We start from the raw sequence: 17,005 nt of genomic DNA on the forward strand, positions 1-17,005 counted from the left end.
GATGTGATGCAGCGCCCCTCTTAATTCCATCAAGAGGGGCGAAAGAACTCATTACTGAGTGGATTTTTCGAAACGGCGCAGTAATTGGTTACCACGCTCAACAGAGGCATCAAGGGCTTGTTGTGGGGTCTTTTTACCTGACCACACGGACTCTAGCTCTTCATCCACGATGGTGCGAATTTGCGGCATATTGCCTAAGCGTAATCCTTTGGTGTAAGGCAATGGAGCTTTGTTTAACATTTGGCGAGTCGCAATATCTGCTCCCGGGTTTTTGTCATAAAAACCGGATTTTTTCGTTAACTCATACGCTGCCGTTGTAATGGGTAAATATCCGGTATTTTGATGCCATTTCGCCGCATTTTCAGGTTCAGCTAAGAATTTCATAAACTCTGCAACGCCTTTATACGTGGCAGGATCTTTACCGCCCATCACCCACAGGCTCGCACCGCCAATGATAGCGTTTTGTGGTGCCGTTGGGATTTGTGCATCGTAAGGCATCATGCCAACACCAAAATCAAACTTAGCATGCTTGCGAATATTCGCGAGAGAACCGGAGGAGCCAGTAATAATGGCACAATCTCCGTTATAGAATTTCTCAGTTGGCTCGTCTTTACGCCCTAAATAACTGAATGTGCCTTTTTTATTCATATCTTGCAGCTGCTCGATATGCCTTACATGGTCTGGAGTATTGAATTCCAATACCGCGTCTGCGCCGTCAAAACCATTATTCTTCGATGCGACAGGCAAGCCATTCCATGCACTGAAGTTTTCAATTTGGATCCAGCCCTGCCAACCGCTGGCATAGCCGCATTTCATTCCTGATTCACGTAATTTTTCAGTATATTGAGCAAGATCTTGCCATGTTTTAGGTGGGGTATCTGGGTTTAAACCCGCTTTTTTGAAGGCTTCTTTATTGTAATAAAGAACGGGAGTAGAGCTATTGAAAGGCTGAGATAACAGGTGTCCTGTTTTTGCATCACTATAATAGCCCGAAACAGTAGGCACAAACTGAGATTCATCAAAATCAATTCCGGCTTCTTGGAAAACTTCGTAGACAGGTTTGATAGCGTTGGATGACATCATCGTCGCAGTACCGACTTCATAAACCTGTAATATCGCAGGCGCATTGCCAGAACGAAATGCCGCAATCCCCGCAGCTAGGCTTTGCTCGTAGTTCCCTTTATAAGTAGGAACCATCTTGTAATCTGGGTGAGTTTCATTAAAGCGAGTGACAAGGTCATTCACTTCTTCGCCAAGCTGACCTTCCATTGAATGCCAGAATGGGATTGTGGTGACTGCCATTCCTTGACTACTAAAAGCCAAGCCTAACATCATTGCTAAAGCGGACTGTTTGATAGATGCCATGCCAATTCTCTCTTTTATAATGACTGAAGTTTATCCGCAGAGATTTACACTAAAATGTGCGAATTCACGCAGTTTATGTTCGAGAGAGAATTTATCACCGAGAAATGACAGAAATATCGCCAACACATGACAGATTGATGACGACCATATCTCTAGCAAATGACGTTTACATGACAATCAGCGTTTTTTATTTTCACGCTATATCGAAAATAAACACTCCATTTAATTTAAATAATAAATTCTTGATTATTGAAAAATGATTAAATAACAAAAAATAGGAAAAATAAATAAAAAAGCAAAAAAAGATACCAGAAATAATTTTGCGGTCATTGTCATTCTATACATATTATTCACCTTATTTTTATTTAAAATAACACATAAATAAAAACAAACTTGAGAACAAGTCCATTCTTGACATAATCATGAAAATAAATTTAATTTCTCATTTAATTTTAGGGTAATAAAGAGATAACAACAAATATTTAATCCGATAAAATATACAAACTAATAATAACCTACCAAATAAGCCATTTTATGACTATCGTTTTATAGCCAATTATGAATGCACGTATCAATAAATAAAAAAGGGCAAATAGAAATCTATTTACCCTTATAGATTAATTATTAGATTAACTTCCAGGCGTAAAGTAAATTGGTGAGCCTGGCCCTACTGGCAGCCCCAAAATAAATACCCAGACAATAAAGAACAGTGACCACCCAATAAAGAAAATAATGGAGTATGGCAACATCATGGAAACCAAGGTACCAATCCCTGCATCTTTCTTATATTTGACGACGATTGCCATAATCAAGCCAAAATAGCTCATCATTGGTGTAATAATATTGGTCACTGAATCACCAATACGATAAGCCGCTTGGATAGTTTCTGGGGAATAGCCTGCCAACATTAACATTGGTACAAATATCGGTGCTGTCACAGCCCATTGAGCAGAAGCTGATCCGATCATCAAGTTAATAAAGGCGCATATCAGAATAAAGCCAACAAATAATATTCCACCGTGTAGGTCAATACTATTTAAGAAATTAGCGCCTTTGACCGCAATAACTTGCCCGATATTTGTCCATCCAAAGAATGCAACGAACTGTGCTGCAAAGAAAATGATGACTAAATAGAGACCCAAAGTGCTCATTGCGCTTGCCATCGCATCAACCACATCTTTATCACTGCGCATGGTTTTTGCAATATAGCCGTAAACAATCCCTGGAACCGCAAAGAAAATAAAGATAAACACCACAATCGCTTTTAAGAAAGGTGAATTACTCACTAACCCTGTTTCTTGATTACGTAAAATTCCACTTTCCGGTACCACCATTAAGGCTAATACTGCCGCTAATCCCCAGAAAGTCACTGATGCCCAGAACAGCGCTTTTTTCTCAAGCGGCGTCACTTCAGCTGAGGCGCGGAGCTTATCTTCATCTTCATCAACACCACCGCCTTGGTAAGGGCCTAACTGTGGCTCAACAATTTTCTCTGTGATGAAATAACCCAAGATAGTGATCAAGAAGGTACTGGCAAACATAAAGTACCAGTTTGCTTCTGCCCCAACGATATAGGTAGGGTCAATAATTCGAGCGGCTTGTTGAGTGATCCCTGACAATAACGGATCCACGGTTCCTAATAACAAGTTCGCTGAGTATCCACCGGATACCCCTGCAAATGCAGCTGCAAGCCCAGCTAATGGATGGCGACCTAATGAATGGAAAATAATCGCAGCCAGCGGAATCAGTACCACATAACCGAGTTCTGCCGCGGTATTAGACATAATTCCAGCAAAAACAATCGCAACGGTGGTTAATTTACGAGGTGCTTTGATAACAATCAGACGCATTGCTGCAGATAATAAACCGGCACGTTCTGCGATCCCAACCCCTAAAAGAGCCACTAATACCGTGCCTAGAGGCGCGAATCCCGTAAAGTTGGTGACCACGTTAGACAGAATTTTACGGATGCCTTCCGCATCTAACAGGCTAACAATATGAATAATCCCGTCTTCAGCACGACCTTTCGCACCTTCAGGGCGAGGGTCCGGCACACTAACGCCAAAGTACTGACCAACGGCGGAAGAGACTAATAAAATCCCAATTAAGATAATGAATAGAATAACAGGATGTGGCAGAGCATTCCCCAGCCATTCAACCGTTCGTAAAAAACGGCTACCCTCTTGTTTTTTTTGTTCCATATAATCTCCTTATAAACAAGAGAAATGAACATTACACAATGTTTTTCTCTTCACCTAATCACAAGCATATAATTTCAAACCAACAAATTTGATACAAATTGAATACATTAACCAACAATCAACATGACAGTGGCAAAAAAATAACATTTACTTTGTTAAATTTTATTTATGTTAAGACCTAAAACCATAAAAATTAAATATCATAAAAGTACGAAAATGTGCTCAAGCTAACACTTTAACCATATTAAATCGCCATTTCTTATTGTTTTTAACTATATAGATATCAAATTTCGTCAGTTTTATTTCATTTAATTCGCTTAATACTCATTTTTACAATTACAATAAATTTGAGTTAGATAGAACAAAGTAAAATACCAATTAGCCTGATTAATGTATGTTTTTAATCTAGGTTAATCAGCGCTATAATCGACGCCTGTTCACTACAAAGCGAGCCATAATGTCTGTCATTGATCTTTGGGCAGAGCGCCATATTCAAGACGCTTTAAATAAAGGAGAGTTATCCAATCTCAATGGTGAAGGGAAGCCTTTGCAGCTTGATGATGACAGCCAAGTTCCTGAAGAATTAAGGGCGAGCTATCGTATTCTTAAAAATTCTGGGTATCTGCCGCCTGAACTGCAACAGAAAAAAGAAGCGCTGAATTTATGCCATATGCTGCAGCAACTCTCTGCCGATGACCCCAATTATGTCGCCATCAGTAAGCAATTAGCCTTACTTGAATTAAAACTAAAACAAGCCAATATCAATACCGACTTTTTATATGGCGAATACACAGTGACAATTTCAGAACATTTAGAGTCTAAATAGCGAAGAATTAACGTTTAGGTAGGGATTGCAGACGATATTCCTGAGGGGTTTTACCGTAAAACTTACGAAATGCTTGGCTAAAAGCAGAGTGCGAGTCATACCCCACCAAAGTGGCAATATGTTCAATGGTTTGGTGAGTTAATAATAGACTTCCCGCGGCCTCCATCCGTTTTTGCAATAAAAATTGCATGACGGTGATCCCCATTTCGGCCTTCACTTTACGTTGTAAGGTACTGACTGACATATAAAACGCGCTGGCGATATCTTCGCAGCTTATAGGTAAATGCAGACGTAACTCCACCCAATGAACCAGCTCATCCACCCAGCGGTTTTCAGGTTTTAATTGAGCCAATAACAGGCGAGCAACGGCAAAGTTTTGTTCCGGTGCTTGAGGAAAACGTTGTAACCAATTTAATAACCCCACCGCCGCTGGCGTCAGCGTGAAATGCGTCGTTTTTTCATTTAATGACCATTGTGCCGTTGCAGGCATCTCCAGCACATAATTTTGATTGCCTTCTTGCCCACTGAAAGCGTGACTAACACTCGGCGGGATCACCACTCCCTGACCTGCATTTAGCAGCCAATGTTGACGATGCATATTGATTTCCATCGCTCCTGATAACGCAAAGACCACCTGCCATTGCCCATCATGTTGATGAGAAATAACCTCTTGGGAATATTGGCGATAGTGCAATTCAGGTAATAACAAGGCAAGCTCCTACTGGGTGGCATACAGTAGGAGTATAACGGTTTTAATCGAGAAAATGCAGCCTTACGGCTTAAGCGAGGCGAGAACCATTCGGTACAGGTAGATTAAATTCAGCTAATACAATGGCACCCGTTTCATCGGGGGCACCTGTAATTAACACTTCAGATTTGATACCCGCAATACGTTTAACTTCAAAATTACACACACATAAAACCTGTTTGCCAATTAAACTTTCAGGGGTGTAATGCACGGTAATTTGTGCACTTGAACGCTTTACTCCCAATTCCCCTAAATCCACATCCATCACATAAGCGGGCTTTTTTGCTTTACTGTTCACTTCTGCACGAATAATCGTACCAACACGCATTTCCACTTTCGTAAAATCGTCCCACTCAATAATTTGCATATCTTTATTCCTAAATTAAACGGTGGTAATAGCTTAAATTAGCATAGGATAGATAGAGGCTCTTAGCGTCAAACATGCATTTTATGTTGTGAAACCGTCATTGATTATCACCTGATAATCACAGGTAATAATCAATGGGTACAAGAGAGATAAAACGCGAGGTTACATATTTGAAAAAGTATTCATAATAATGCCGCCAGAGATAATTAATCCCATCGCGAAGACTGCGGGCACATCCGGTTTTTGTTTATATAAAATCATTGAAACTAACGTCACACCGACAATACCAAACCCACACCATAAAGAGTACGCAACACCCACGGGGATATAGCCCATTGCACGAGTTAACGCAAAATAGCATAAACAATAAGCCACAATCACTAAAATGGATGGACCCAATTTACTAAAGCTGTTGGTTTTTTTGATCATCGATGTGCCTGTAATTTCTGAACCAATCGATAATGCCAACCATAAAAATCCAGTAAACATACTATTCCTCTCTTCTTATTAGTGAGCAACTTTGTTGGTTGAAGACAGTGACGCATCCGAATTTTCAGCCGGTTCCGCCTCATCCGAGCCCATTTTAGAAAACAGGTTCATAATCACGATACCAGACGCAATAACCCCCATCCCAATCATTGCCGCCATATCTGGGTGCTGCCCATAAAACAGCATACCTAAAGTTGAAACCATCAAAATACCGGTACCCGACCAAGTCGCATACGCTAACCCAACTGGAATATATTTTACTGCTCGAGAAAGAGAGTAATAACAAATGACATAAAGAACGACGATTAAACCTAATAATAATGATTTAGTTGTTCCTTCACTATTATCGAACATTTTCAATGTGGATGTTGCTGAGGTTTCAGAAATAATAACCGCTAGCATCCAAAGCCATGATTTTGCTTTAGAGGACATAGATAATACTCCTACATAGATAGACGTTTAAAATATTAAATTGAAATAAAATTTATTTTTTTAGAGACTTTAAATAATCCATTGCCGAATCTGTTAATTTATTTTTATTTAGGGAATATTCCTTTGGGTCATTCATTACTTCTCTCAAAGTAATATAGCGATTCTGGTTTATTTTATTTTCACTCGATATCTCATCATGTTTAATGAGCATTTTATTTTCAATATTATTAAATGTATCGAATTGAATACCTAATGAGATAGCCTTATTCATATTCTCTTTAATAAGGCGGTTATAATGTTCATTTTTATTCAAACCTAATATTTGGTTCAAATCACTCTCAGGGCAGCAATGATATTTCAATGCCATGATAGGAATATTTCGAGAGAGTGTTTGGATGATAATTTCGCTCTCTTCGTTGGTTGCCAACCCATTCACGACTTCATTCAGTACCTTGGTTCCTATAAAAGGGAGAAAAACCCCGTGAAATCCTGCGAGTTTTTCCATATTAAAGGTATGAATATCAAAACATTGCCCAATTTCTTTCCATTGATTTATCGTCGATTGCGTTAGCATCTCCTTGGTGGCATAGAAAGAAAAAGACATTGAAGGTAACTGCAATAAACGCTGATAAACCGCCTGTTGATAATCTTGGCTTGGGGACAATAACACCAATACTCGCCGTTTCAGCTGTTGCAGTACCTGTAATACTATCTGCTCAATCATTTTTTCGTTCATATTGCCACCGCTCATTTAGTCCTTAGCTGACAACAAACACGCTGTCACTGTTACGTAACCCTGCCGCATTCGCTTCATCTGTATCAATATGAAACTCCAGAGAAAACCTTGCATCCACTCGAACAACGACTTCATCAAATACGAGGCTACGCTCACCTTCCGTGCGAACACATACGCGCTGCCCATTGGAAACATTTAGCGACCTAGCATCTATTAAATTCATGTGAATATGGCGCTGAGCGCAAATGACTTGCTCACAAAGATTAACATGCCCTGCGGGACCAATTAACAACGCACTCCCCGATTGATTTAAATCTCCAGATTCACGTACTGGCGCTTTAATACCTAATGCAAAACAATCTGCTTTCGAGACTTCCAACTGGGTTGTTGGTCTTGTGGGTCCTAACACTCGCACTTTACTGATCGACCCTTTAGGCCCAACCACCATCACACACTCTTTTGCCGCAAATTGACCAGGTTGCTTCAAATCTTTAAATGGCGTCAGTTGATAACCTTCACCAAAAAGTGCAGTAACATCTTCTTGTGAAAGGTGGACATGGCGGTTCGAAACGCCCACAGGGATAGCAATGGGGCTATCAATCATTGAGGTTGGATTTGACATAGCTAAACGAGACAAAATCTTTCCCATCAACTGCTGGTTTATCATGATTTTTTCCCTTTACGCACATCAGTTTTTGGCTCCACAGTGGCAGTCTCGACAGCCATCACCACAGGTGCCTCAACGGTCGGTTTTTCAACACTGTTTTCTTCTTCACTCGCTTTATGCTTAGTGGATAGCAGCTGGGTGATCACTCGCTCTTCTGGGCGGGCAATGACTAATGTGCCTTTTAATAGGTCTTGATGGCTGATAACCGATGCACCATGGTCAACGGCGGTTCTTACTGCACTAATTTCTCCCTGAAAACAAACAGAAACTAAGCCAGAACCGATTTTACGGTAGCCAACAATCTCGACACTCGCCGCTTTGCATGCAGCATCCGCCGCTTGTATTGCTGATGTCAGCCCGTAAGTCTCAATGACGCCTAAACTTTTCATTTTTCTCTCCTACTTAGTGACGAACCAGTCGAATATCGAAATCGAATTTTTTAAAGAAAGCCTCTAATTGATCTAACTCTTCCGCGCTGTAGGTTGGGTCTTTCTTGATGGGATAAATCATGTCGAGCTTGTCGTATTTTCCCCGACCAAGCTGGTGATAAGGCAGAATATCAATTCGACTTAAATTGCCGCGTTTCGACAATTCTATGGCGTATTCAATTGCACCTGTTATTGCATCAAAAGAATCGTTATATCCGCGAACTAAAGGCATACGCATCACCACATTTGCCCCTAACTCCATTAATCTTTCGAGGTTGCGACGCACATTTTCATTACCAATACCAAACAGATTTTTGTGCTCAACGCTATCGATATGCTTAACATCAAACAGGAATAGGTCGACAACTTCGGCTAACTTTTCATAATTCGCTAATGATGTCGTACCTTGCGTTTCAACCGCTGTATTGATCATCATTTTTTTGCATTCACGCAAAAGCTCAACGGCAAAATCTGTCTGTAAACTCATTTCACCGCCACCAATCGTGACACCACCGCCAGAGGAAATATAAAAATCGTAGTCTTGCATGATGATCTCCATCATTTCAGAGACCGTGACATCTTTTCCCATAATGTCTAGCGCATCAGAAATGCACACTTCCTCACATTTACGGCAACCGATGCAGTCAATACTACGATTCACGCGGTGGACAGCTTCACCTTGTTCATTGGTGGTCATGTAATGGATCCCCGCAGGGCAAACATCCACACACTTCCCACACCCAACGCATTTATCGTGGGAAAACATCACTTGGAACTGGCTACTTAGCCCTTCAGGGTTAGCGCACCAAGGGCAACGAATATTGCATCCTTTAAGAAAGATCAGGGTTCGAATGCCATCACCGTCATAAATTGAGTACTTCTGGATATTAAATATCCGCCCTCTGATTTCTGCCGCTGTGTTCATCATTGCATCTCCAAAACAGTTTCAAACTTATTGTTTTTATTATGTATGGTGGGAATAGCCGCCTATCCCCACCCAGATTTGGTTTAGAATTTCTCAATCACGGTACGGCTGATGATTTCGTCCTGAACCTCTTTACATAACTCAACGAAGTAAGCACTGTAGCCAGCAACACGCACGATTAAGTCACGGTATTTCTCAGGTTCTTGCTGTGCTTTTTTCAGCATTTCGTTATCAACGTAGCTGAACTGCATTTGACCGTTACCCAAAATGGATGCCGTTCTTAACAACGTGATTAACCCATTGCGACCTTCTGGTGTATCCAATAAGCCTTTTAAGAACTTAAAGTTATGCACCATACCGATATTCATCGTTTCCACGTTCATCTTACTGATAGATTTAATAATTGCCGTTGGGCCCTGTTTATCCGCCCCTTGAGTTGGGCTAATCCCATCTGACAGCGGCATCCACGCCAAACGACCATTCGCAGTCGCGGCAGTTAACTCGCCAATCGGTGTGTTGTTAGAAATGGATAATGTGCCGTGACTCAATGTGGAATACAGCATGTCGTATTTGCGGCACTCGCGTTCAGTCCATTCAGTAATGTCTAAAGCATATTGGTCGACATAGTTGTCATCATTACCGAACTTAGGTGCATTTAGGCAATCACGACGTAACTCTTCATAACCTTCAAAGTTGGCAAGCAGGCCATCGCGCACTTGCTCTAAGGTATAGCGGCCCTCTTCATAAACCACTTTGCGAATAGCCGCCATTGAGTCAACGTAAGTTGCTAGACCAGAGAAAATCAGCCCTGGGCCGTGGTTAATCATTGCACCACCCGCCGCAACATCTTTCCCTTTCTCCATACAGCCTTCCACCAGTAAAGACATCAATGGTTTTGGCGCGACATCACGGTGAACACGCTGACTGATGACCGTACCAATCGCCGACAAACGAACAATATGGGCAATTTGCGCTTTCACGGCATTGTCGAAATCTTCGAACGTTTTCAGGTTACGCAGATCCCCGGTATCTAAACCTTGATGGCTATCGAACAGCACCATCCGACCACGGTTCAGAACAAACTCAATGGCGATTGGCCACTGGGTGTAACCCGTTGATGTCCACTGATAAATTCGACCTGATTTTTGTGGTTCCACGCAACCCATTAAGCAATAGTCGCGAGCATCTTCGAAATCAAAGCCTTTACGCAGCATCATTTTGATATGGGAATCATCAAAGTGGCAGGCAGGGAAGCCCATACCGGCTTTCACCACATCCACGATTTTTTCCATATATTTTTGTGGAGATTGGTTATGAATACGGCATGCTAATGATGGCTGATAAACTTTCACGAAACGAACTGCATCCATAATTAAGTACGTTAAATCGTTACACGCATCACCACCCGAGCGTTTTTGCCCCCCCACAGTTAAGTTGATAAACGGCTGATATCCAGCGAAATATTTAGCACCCAGCTCACTGGACATCCACATTAATTCCGCACATTTGATGATAAATGCCTGCATCATTTCCAATGCTTGGTCTTGGGTTAAACGACCCGATTGAATATCGCTTTCATACATTGGGAAACAGTATTGGTCTAAACGACCTAATGATAATCCTGTTTGGTTTTCTTCAATTTCAAACAAGGATTCCACAGTCCAAATACTTTGCAGCGCTTCTTGCAATGTTTTTGGTGGGTTCGCGGGTACATTTTCGTTCACTTGAGCAATTGTCAGTAACTCTTCACGACGTTTCTGATCTGTCTCTTGAGAAGCCAGTTCACGAGCATGTTCAGCGATACGATGCGCATAAGCCACCACACCTTCACAGGTTTCAATTGAGGCTTTATAAAAATAGATGCGGTCGATGTCCTCTGGATTTTGCATGCTTAACTCAGCCAGTCTTGCCTGAGCATCCGCTTTAATGCCATTCATGCCTTTAGTGAAAAGCAATACGTCATAACCTGGGCAAGTATCGCCGCCGCCATTGATTTGGTGATAGGACAAGTCACTCACAAAAGTTTCGCCGCTGAATTCCCAAACCCCAGCTTCACGATATTGCGCTTCACAAATTTCATCCAGAGAACGACCTTCCCAGAATGGTGCGATTTCTTCACGAATCACTTTTTTATCTTCTTCAGCGATCACAAATGGATCTTGTGGGCGAGTGCTCATTGTATCGAGCTCATCCACCACCCAGCGCCATGCGATATCAGGTGAAAATGCACCTGCGCGCGCTTTACCACATGGGTGACCGACAATCAGCTCTTCAGGCTGGATCAAGATAGGCGCGGTTTCACACGCACGACGGAATGCTTTTGCACGTAATAAAATCGGCGGTAAACCTGGGTTATTTTTCACGACTTCCGTAAAGGCTAATGCGCGATAGATAGACACGCTTGGGCGCGCTTCTAGATAACGGTTACGCAAACGCTGTAAGCGTGGCGTTAACCCTTCCATCACTTTGAATTCATTATCTTGTTGAGCCGTTGGTGCGACATAACTCGCTGAAGCCGCAGAATATTGAGGCTGCCTGCTTGCTTGACCACAATATAAACGGACCTTTAATCCAGCATTAATTGCGCTGATATTTTCATGAGCAGAAAGCATCATCGCGGAAAGTTCGTTGATGCAAACTTGCGGATCATTAAGATAGACACCGCCTTTCAGTGCATCAAACATTGGATAGCCATCAATGGCGCGTGTTGCACGGACTTCTGACAGCTCAGCCAGTTTTAACCATAAGCTTTCAACAATCTCGTAAGCCTGTTGTTGAGTTAATCGACCTTGCTCAATGTCGCGCTGATAGAATGGATAAACGGCTTTGTCGAAGCCCATTGGGTTCACGGCATAGCTGCCATTTTCTAAATGCAAAATCAGTTGTAATAGGTAGAACGCTTGGCAAGCTTCTTTAAAGGTTTGTGCTGGTTTCGCAGGCACTTGGCGTAATACTTCCGCGCTTTCTTGTAATTCGGCACGACGATATGGGTTAGCTTCTGTGGCCGCAAGATTCTCTGCTCGTACGGCTAAAGCATTTGCAAAATGGATGGCTGCATCACAGGCATAAATTGCTGCACGGCAGTTATTTGCCTCATCAATACTATTACGGCTAACGGCACTGCCAATATTTCTGACGCGGTTTTCTAGCTGATTTTTAATTTCCGCAAATCCGACATTGAGTACCACTAAATAATCCGGTGCGGCAATTGCGCTATCGCCCGCTAAAAATTCATAAATACTCTGGCTGTGTACTTCATCTTCCGTATGGAAAATTGCACCGCGAGGTGTTGAAGATTGGCTACCAATGATCAATTCATCTTGTGCAATAAAAGTGGGGAAACTACGAATAAACTCATAAAAACGCTGAGCGGGTTTAATCGCTTGAGGTGCCCCTGTTAATTGATTTCTGACAGTTTCAAGAATGTTGGCACGTTCGGTAATGATTGAGCAATTGCGAGCACTTAAACGTTCAGCCAGTGTTTTTACACGTGGGGTCAAAGCATATTTGGCCATGTTAGCCTCTCCTGATGTTCTTTCTAGTTCGTTATTCATCACATAAAAAGCGTTAACTATTAAAAAGACTGTCTGTACAGTGCTTCTAGCTGCTTTTCATTTACGTCCCGTGGATTAGTTGGAGTGCAACTATCGCGCAACGCTTGTCCAACCATTTCCCCTAAACGGGCATTAAAATCAGTTTCATTGACGCCTGTAGCGTGAATGCCTTTCGGCATATTCATTTCATCTTTCAATACGTTGATTGCCATAATTAAGCTCTCAACGCCTTCACGTATATTTGATGCGGGTAAATTAAGTTTTCTGGCTAAATCGGCATAACGCTTCGCCGCGTTGGTTTCACAACACCCTTCCAGCCCCGCGTTAAATGCCACCACTTGAGCCATCAATAGCGCATTGGCACGACCATGTGGAATGTGGAACACGCCGCCAAGTGCGTGCGCTAAGCTATGCGTGATCCCCAGAGATGCGTTGGTAAATGCCATTCCAGCAATACACGATGCGTTATGCATTTTTTCACGAGCCACTAAGTTACTGCCGTCGCGATAGCAATCAATTAAGTGAGCAAACACCAACTGAACCGCTTTCTCGGCAAGTGCATCTGAAAAGTCAGAGGCACTGCGTGAAACATAAGCTTCTAGGGCATGACATAGCACATCCATTCCCGTATCTGCCGTGATAGCGGCAGGGACTGACTTCACTAAAACAGGGTCTAAAATCGCCACATCGGGCAACATAAATTCATCAACCAGCACCAATTTCTCAGAGTGAGATTTGATCACTGAAAAAGACGTGACTTCAGAGCCTGTTCCGCTAGTTGTCGGAATAGCCACAAAATGAGGTTTAGCTCTATGGCTGTCTTGGCGGGTATGCCATAGGGAATAAATAACCGCTTTTGCCGCATCAATCACCGAACCACCGCCCAGTGCAATCACTAAATCTGGATATTGGCTATCCATGATTTTCATGCCTTTTACGATGGACGAGATTTCTGGATCCGGTACTACATCGTCATACAGAGAAAATGAAATTCCCTGTTGAGATAATCGGTGAATCACCTCGTCGGCTAACCCAAATTTCACCATCGCTTTGTCGGTTACGATAAACGCGTGCTGGGCGTTAACCTGAGATAAATAATCCAAAGCATTCGCACCGAATTGCACCCTTGGTTTAATCAAAAACTGGTTCATGCGTTATTTACTCCCTACCGTCTCGATACACTTTTTCAACAATGGCAACCACGGACATCGCTTTGTATTTGTCCTTATTCAATGCGAAGTACTCTTCCGCCAGAACAAGGTCATTAATACCTGCGCCTACACTGTCCACCGCAACATACGTTTTGTCCTTCAACGGTTTGAGATCATCGCCAAGCGCCGTGATCATCAGTAAATTACTGCCACTAAGCTCTTGGCATTTCTGCGTTGCGACAACATGCCCTATTACCTTTGCCAAAATCATGATTTACCCGCCTTATCTCAATAAATTACTTATTTAGGCGTCCGAGAACGGCCTTAATAATCTGCTCGACATTCTCTTCCGTGATATCCCCATGAGTGGCGACCGCTTCAGCAACATCAGCATGACTCACTGCATTAGCAAATCGGTTATCCGCAGCGCTATTACTTTGAGCTTTTACTGGTTGAGTCTGACGGAAACGGTCATCATCGAGAATGCTGACAGACGCTTGATTTCCATGCCCAGTCGATGCAATTGGCGATGTTGAGTAAGCCGGAACACTCACTGGTGCGGGTTGTCTCAAATCATCAATGGAACGCACGCCATAACCGACTTTACGGATATTGAGCAAGTTCATCGGACCGACGTTGTCAGAACTAGAACCACCTCCAATCGCTCCACATCCTAATGTCAGTGCTGGCGTAATATTGGTGGTTGCACCAATTCCACCTAGTGCGGCTGGCGTATTAATCAAAATACGGTTAACCGGTTTTTCGAGAGAAAATTGGCGAATAACATCTTCATTTTGAGTGTGGATCACCAGCGTGTGTCCTAAGCCTTCGTTAGTCAGTAAATCAACAACGCGGTGACATGCAGAACGCCAATCTTCCTCAACATACATACCTAAGATTGGGCACAGTTTTTCCCGTGAATACGGGTTTTTCGGTGAGACCGTATCTTGCAACGCAATTAACACTCGAGTGTTAGCTGGAACACTAAAGCCCGCACGTTGGCTCAACGTAATCGCGTCTTTTCCTACGACTTCAGGGTTAATCGTGCCATTCGCTCTCAGTAGCATGGAAGCCATGCGTTTCGCTTCATCTTCATTCATGAAGTAAGCGCCTTGAGCTAATAACTCGCGGTGTACATCGTTGTAAATACAGCGTTCAACAATGATGGATTGCTCTGATGCGCAAATCACACCGTTATCAAACGTTTTGCTGGTAATGATGTCACTGACTGCTTTTTTGATATCTGCACTACGTTCAATGAAAGCAGGACCGTTACCCGGGCCACCACTGATTGTTGGTGTGCCAGATGCATAAGCGGCGCGTACCATGCCTTCTCCCCCCGTTGCCAGAATGAGAGAAACATCTTTGCTGTGCATTAATTCTTTTGTCGCTTCCAGCGTTAGCATAGTCACACCATCGACGATACCTGCTGGCGCACCCGCTTCAAGTGCCGCTTTTTTTACGATCTCAAGCGTTCTAAAACTACATGCTTTCGCGTTTGGATGGGGGGAAAAGACGATTGCGTTACCGGCTTTCAAGGCAATCAATGTTTTATAGATAATGGTTGAGGTTGGGTTAGTCGAAGGCACCAGCGCCGTGATCACCCCTAACGGAACACCCACATCCATAACTTTATTGATTTTGTCATCATTAATGATGCCAACTGTTTTCAGATCTTTAATATGTTCATACACACGCACTGAAGCGAACGTATTTTTCAGGACTTTGTCTTGCCACTTCCCAAAACCCGTCTCTTCATTCGCCATTTTTGCTAACTCTTCTGCATGACGAGCAGATTCTGTCGCAACGTGTTTAACAATACTGTCGATTTTCTCCTGCGAAAAAGTCGCAAAGATTTTTTGTGCTTGTTTCGCATTTCTAACCAGCTCTCTAGCCAGTTGTCTGGATTGCAGATCTTTATCTAATGCAACCATGTCTTCCCCCGTACCGGAGTCAAAAGATTAAACTTACTAATTTGTTGTTTTATCTAATACTTCTAATGATTACGCTTTATGCTGCTGCGCGATTTTGCCAATATCATTGTGTGGTCTTGCTATCACACGAGAAGTCACCACGGTGCCAACACGCTTCGCAGCTTCGACACCGGATTCAACCGCAGCATTAACAGCACCCACATCGCCTTTTACCATGGCGGTGACGAGTCCAGAGCCCACATTTTCATAGCCGATTAGCTCGACGTTAGCGGCTTTGCACATGGCATCAGCAGCTTCGATACACGCCACTAAACCTTTAGTTTCAATTAAGCCAAGAGCTTCTTTCATAAGTAAATTTCCTATTTATTCTGCGACTTTATACTGAGAGACAATTTTCTGGATGTCGCTGTGTGGACGAGCGATAACCAGAGAGGTCACGACGGTGCCAATACGAGATGCTGATTCAACGCCAGAATCAACCGCCGCTTTAACAGCACCAACATCCCCTTTCACCATGGCGGTGACTAACCCAGAACCCACATTTTCATAGCCAATCAGCACCACGTTAGCGGCTTTACACATCGCATCAGCTGCTTCGATACAAGCAACGAGTCCTTGTGTTTCAATAAGACCTAATGCATCACCCATATTTCCCCCCGAAAACGCTATGCTTTATGTTTAATCACGATTTTGTTGATATCGTTATGTGGACGGGCGATGACTAACGATGTCACCACTTCACCAACACGCTGAGCAGATTCAACACCGGAATCTACTGCCGCTTTTACTGCGCCAACATCACCTTTCACCATGGCAGTCACGAGACCAGAACCCACGTTTTCATAGCCGATTAGCTCGACGTTAGCGGCTTTGCACATTGCATCAGCTGCTTCAATACAAGCCACCAAACCTTTTGTTTCAATAAGTCCTAATGCATCACCCATTGTTGTTTCCTCCAAGGAAGCCGTTACGTTTTTCTCTACCCGCAGCACCTAAGAGCCATGTTCCAGAACGTTGATGCCTCTTAACTGTGAGTAAACATTTATGCCAATTGAGTCTGCGTGGTGATTAATTGAACGCAGCTTTTGGCTTCAAAATCACTATAATCCCCAAAAAATAAAACAAAATATAAATCCATGAAGTGAAGATAATTAGAATAAAAACCCAGAATTTATACTTAGC

At 42.8% G+C, this 17,005-nt stretch carries 18 protein-coding genes; 1 reads left to right on the forward strand and 17 read right to left on the reverse strand.

The genetic code is table 11. The features are described 5' to 3' along the window. Positions 1–51 precede the first annotated feature (51 nt). Both ugpB and GKR48_RS09070 read right to left on the reverse strand, forming a co-directional pair. Positions 52–1,365 (reverse strand): sn-glycerol-3-phosphate ABC transporter substrate-binding protein UgpB, encoded by a 1,314-nt coding sequence (ugpB, locus tag GKR48_RS09065; RefSeq protein WP_154627841.1) that lies wholly within the window; start codon positions 1,363–1,365, stop codon positions 52–54. Between the two features lie 629 nt (positions 1,366–1,994). Further along, positions 1,995–3,566: an AbgT family transporter gene (locus GKR48_RS09070; RefSeq protein ID WP_154627843.1), complete on the reverse strand. Its 1,572-nt coding sequence runs from the start codon at positions 3,564–3,566 to the stop codon at positions 1,995–1,997. A gap of 457 nt (positions 3,567–4,023) precedes the next feature. Between GKR48_RS09070 and GKR48_RS09075 the strand changes: the two genes are divergently transcribed. Then, entirely contained in the window at positions 4,024–4,392 is a 369-nt protein-coding gene (locus tag GKR48_RS09075; protein WP_154627844.1) for a DUF1992 domain-containing protein, read from the forward strand. A 7-nt stretch (positions 4,393–4,399) separates the two neighbouring features. On the opposite strand, the gene GKR48_RS09080 is transcribed toward GKR48_RS09075, so the two are convergent. From GKR48_RS09080 to GKR48_RS09150, 15 genes are all read right to left on the reverse strand, one after another. Then, entirely contained in the window at positions 4,400–5,101 is a 702-nt protein-coding gene (locus tag GKR48_RS09080) for a helix-turn-helix transcriptional regulator (protein WP_154627845.1), read from the reverse strand. Between the two features lie 70 nt (positions 5,102–5,171). Then, positions 5,172–5,507: a tRNA-binding protein gene (locus GKR48_RS09085; protein WP_154627846.1), complete on the reverse strand. Its 336-nt coding sequence runs from the start codon at positions 5,505–5,507 to the stop codon at positions 5,172–5,174. 162 nt (positions 5,508–5,669) lie between these two features. Then, positions 5,670–5,996 carry a DMT family transporter gene (locus tag GKR48_RS09090; protein WP_036949254.1) on the reverse strand — a complete coding sequence of 109 codons (327 nt, stop codon included), beginning with the start codon at positions 5,994–5,996 and terminating at the stop codon, positions 5,670–5,672. Between the two features lie 18 nt (positions 5,997–6,014). After that, on the reverse strand, positions 6,015–6,428 hold the full coding sequence (locus GKR48_RS09095) for a DMT family transporter (protein WP_154627847.1): 414 nt from the start codon (positions 6,426–6,428) through the stop codon (positions 6,015–6,017). 52 nt (positions 6,429–6,480) lie between these two features. After that, positions 6,481–7,164: a hypothetical protein gene (locus tag GKR48_RS09100; protein ID WP_154627848.1), complete on the reverse strand. Its 684-nt coding sequence runs from the start codon at positions 7,162–7,164 to the stop codon at positions 6,481–6,483. A gap of 22 nt (positions 7,165–7,186) precedes the next feature. Beyond that, a complete protein-coding gene (pduL, locus tag GKR48_RS09105; protein ID WP_154627850.1) occupies positions 7,187–7,831 on the reverse strand; it encodes a phosphate propanoyltransferase in 645 nt (214 codons plus the stop codon). Beyond that, positions 7,828–8,220: a BMC domain-containing protein gene (locus tag GKR48_RS09110; RefSeq protein WP_154627851.1), complete on the reverse strand. Its 393-nt coding sequence runs from the start codon at positions 8,218–8,220 to the stop codon at positions 7,828–7,830. The genes pduL and GKR48_RS09110 overlap by 4 nt, the downstream gene beginning before the upstream one ends. 13 nt (positions 8,221–8,233) lie before the next feature. Then, complete coding sequence (gene cutD, locus GKR48_RS09115) at positions 8,234–9,184, reverse strand: choline TMA-lyase-activating enzyme (RefSeq protein ID WP_154627907.1); 951 nt, start codon at positions 9,182–9,184, stop codon at positions 8,234–8,236. Positions 9,185–9,267: 83 nt separating this feature from the next. Further along, positions 9,268–12,699: a choline trimethylamine-lyase gene (cutC, locus tag GKR48_RS09120; protein ID WP_154627852.1), complete on the reverse strand. Its 3,432-nt coding sequence runs from the start codon at positions 12,697–12,699 to the stop codon at positions 9,268–9,270. 59 nt (positions 12,700–12,758) lie between these two features. Next, positions 12,759–13,889 carry a 1-propanol dehydrogenase PduQ gene (locus GKR48_RS09125; protein ID WP_036949247.1) on the reverse strand — a complete coding sequence of 377 codons (1,131 nt, stop codon included), beginning with the start codon at positions 13,887–13,889 and terminating at the stop codon, positions 12,759–12,761. Positions 13,890–13,896: 7 nt separating this feature from the next. Further along, entirely contained in the window at positions 13,897–14,160 is a 264-nt protein-coding gene (locus tag GKR48_RS09130; RefSeq protein ID WP_036949246.1) for a EutN/CcmL family microcompartment protein, read from the reverse strand. A gap of 25 nt (positions 14,161–14,185) precedes the next feature. Further along, a complete protein-coding gene (locus tag GKR48_RS09135; RefSeq protein WP_154627853.1) occupies positions 14,186–15,823 on the reverse strand; it encodes an acetaldehyde dehydrogenase (acetylating) in 1,638 nt (545 codons plus the stop codon). 69 nt (positions 15,824–15,892) lie between these two features. Continuing rightward, entirely contained in the window at positions 15,893–16,171 is a 279-nt protein-coding gene (locus tag GKR48_RS09140; protein WP_006658501.1) for a BMC domain-containing protein, read from the reverse strand. A gap of 15 nt (positions 16,172–16,186) precedes the next feature. Beyond that, entirely contained in the window at positions 16,187–16,471 is a 285-nt protein-coding gene (locus GKR48_RS09145; protein ID WP_006658500.1) for a BMC domain-containing protein, read from the reverse strand. A gap of 17 nt (positions 16,472–16,488) precedes the next feature. Further along, positions 16,489–16,767 (reverse strand): BMC domain-containing protein, encoded by a 279-nt coding sequence (locus GKR48_RS09150; protein ID WP_004249182.1) that lies wholly within the window; start codon positions 16,765–16,767, stop codon positions 16,489–16,491. Positions 16,768–17,005: the final 238 nt, after the last annotated feature.

Origin of the sequence: Providencia sp. wls1943, assembly GCF_009706275.1 — a bacterium.
Classification (GTDB): Bacteria; Pseudomonadota; Gammaproteobacteria; order Enterobacterales; family Enterobacteriaceae; genus Providencia; species Providencia zhijiangensis.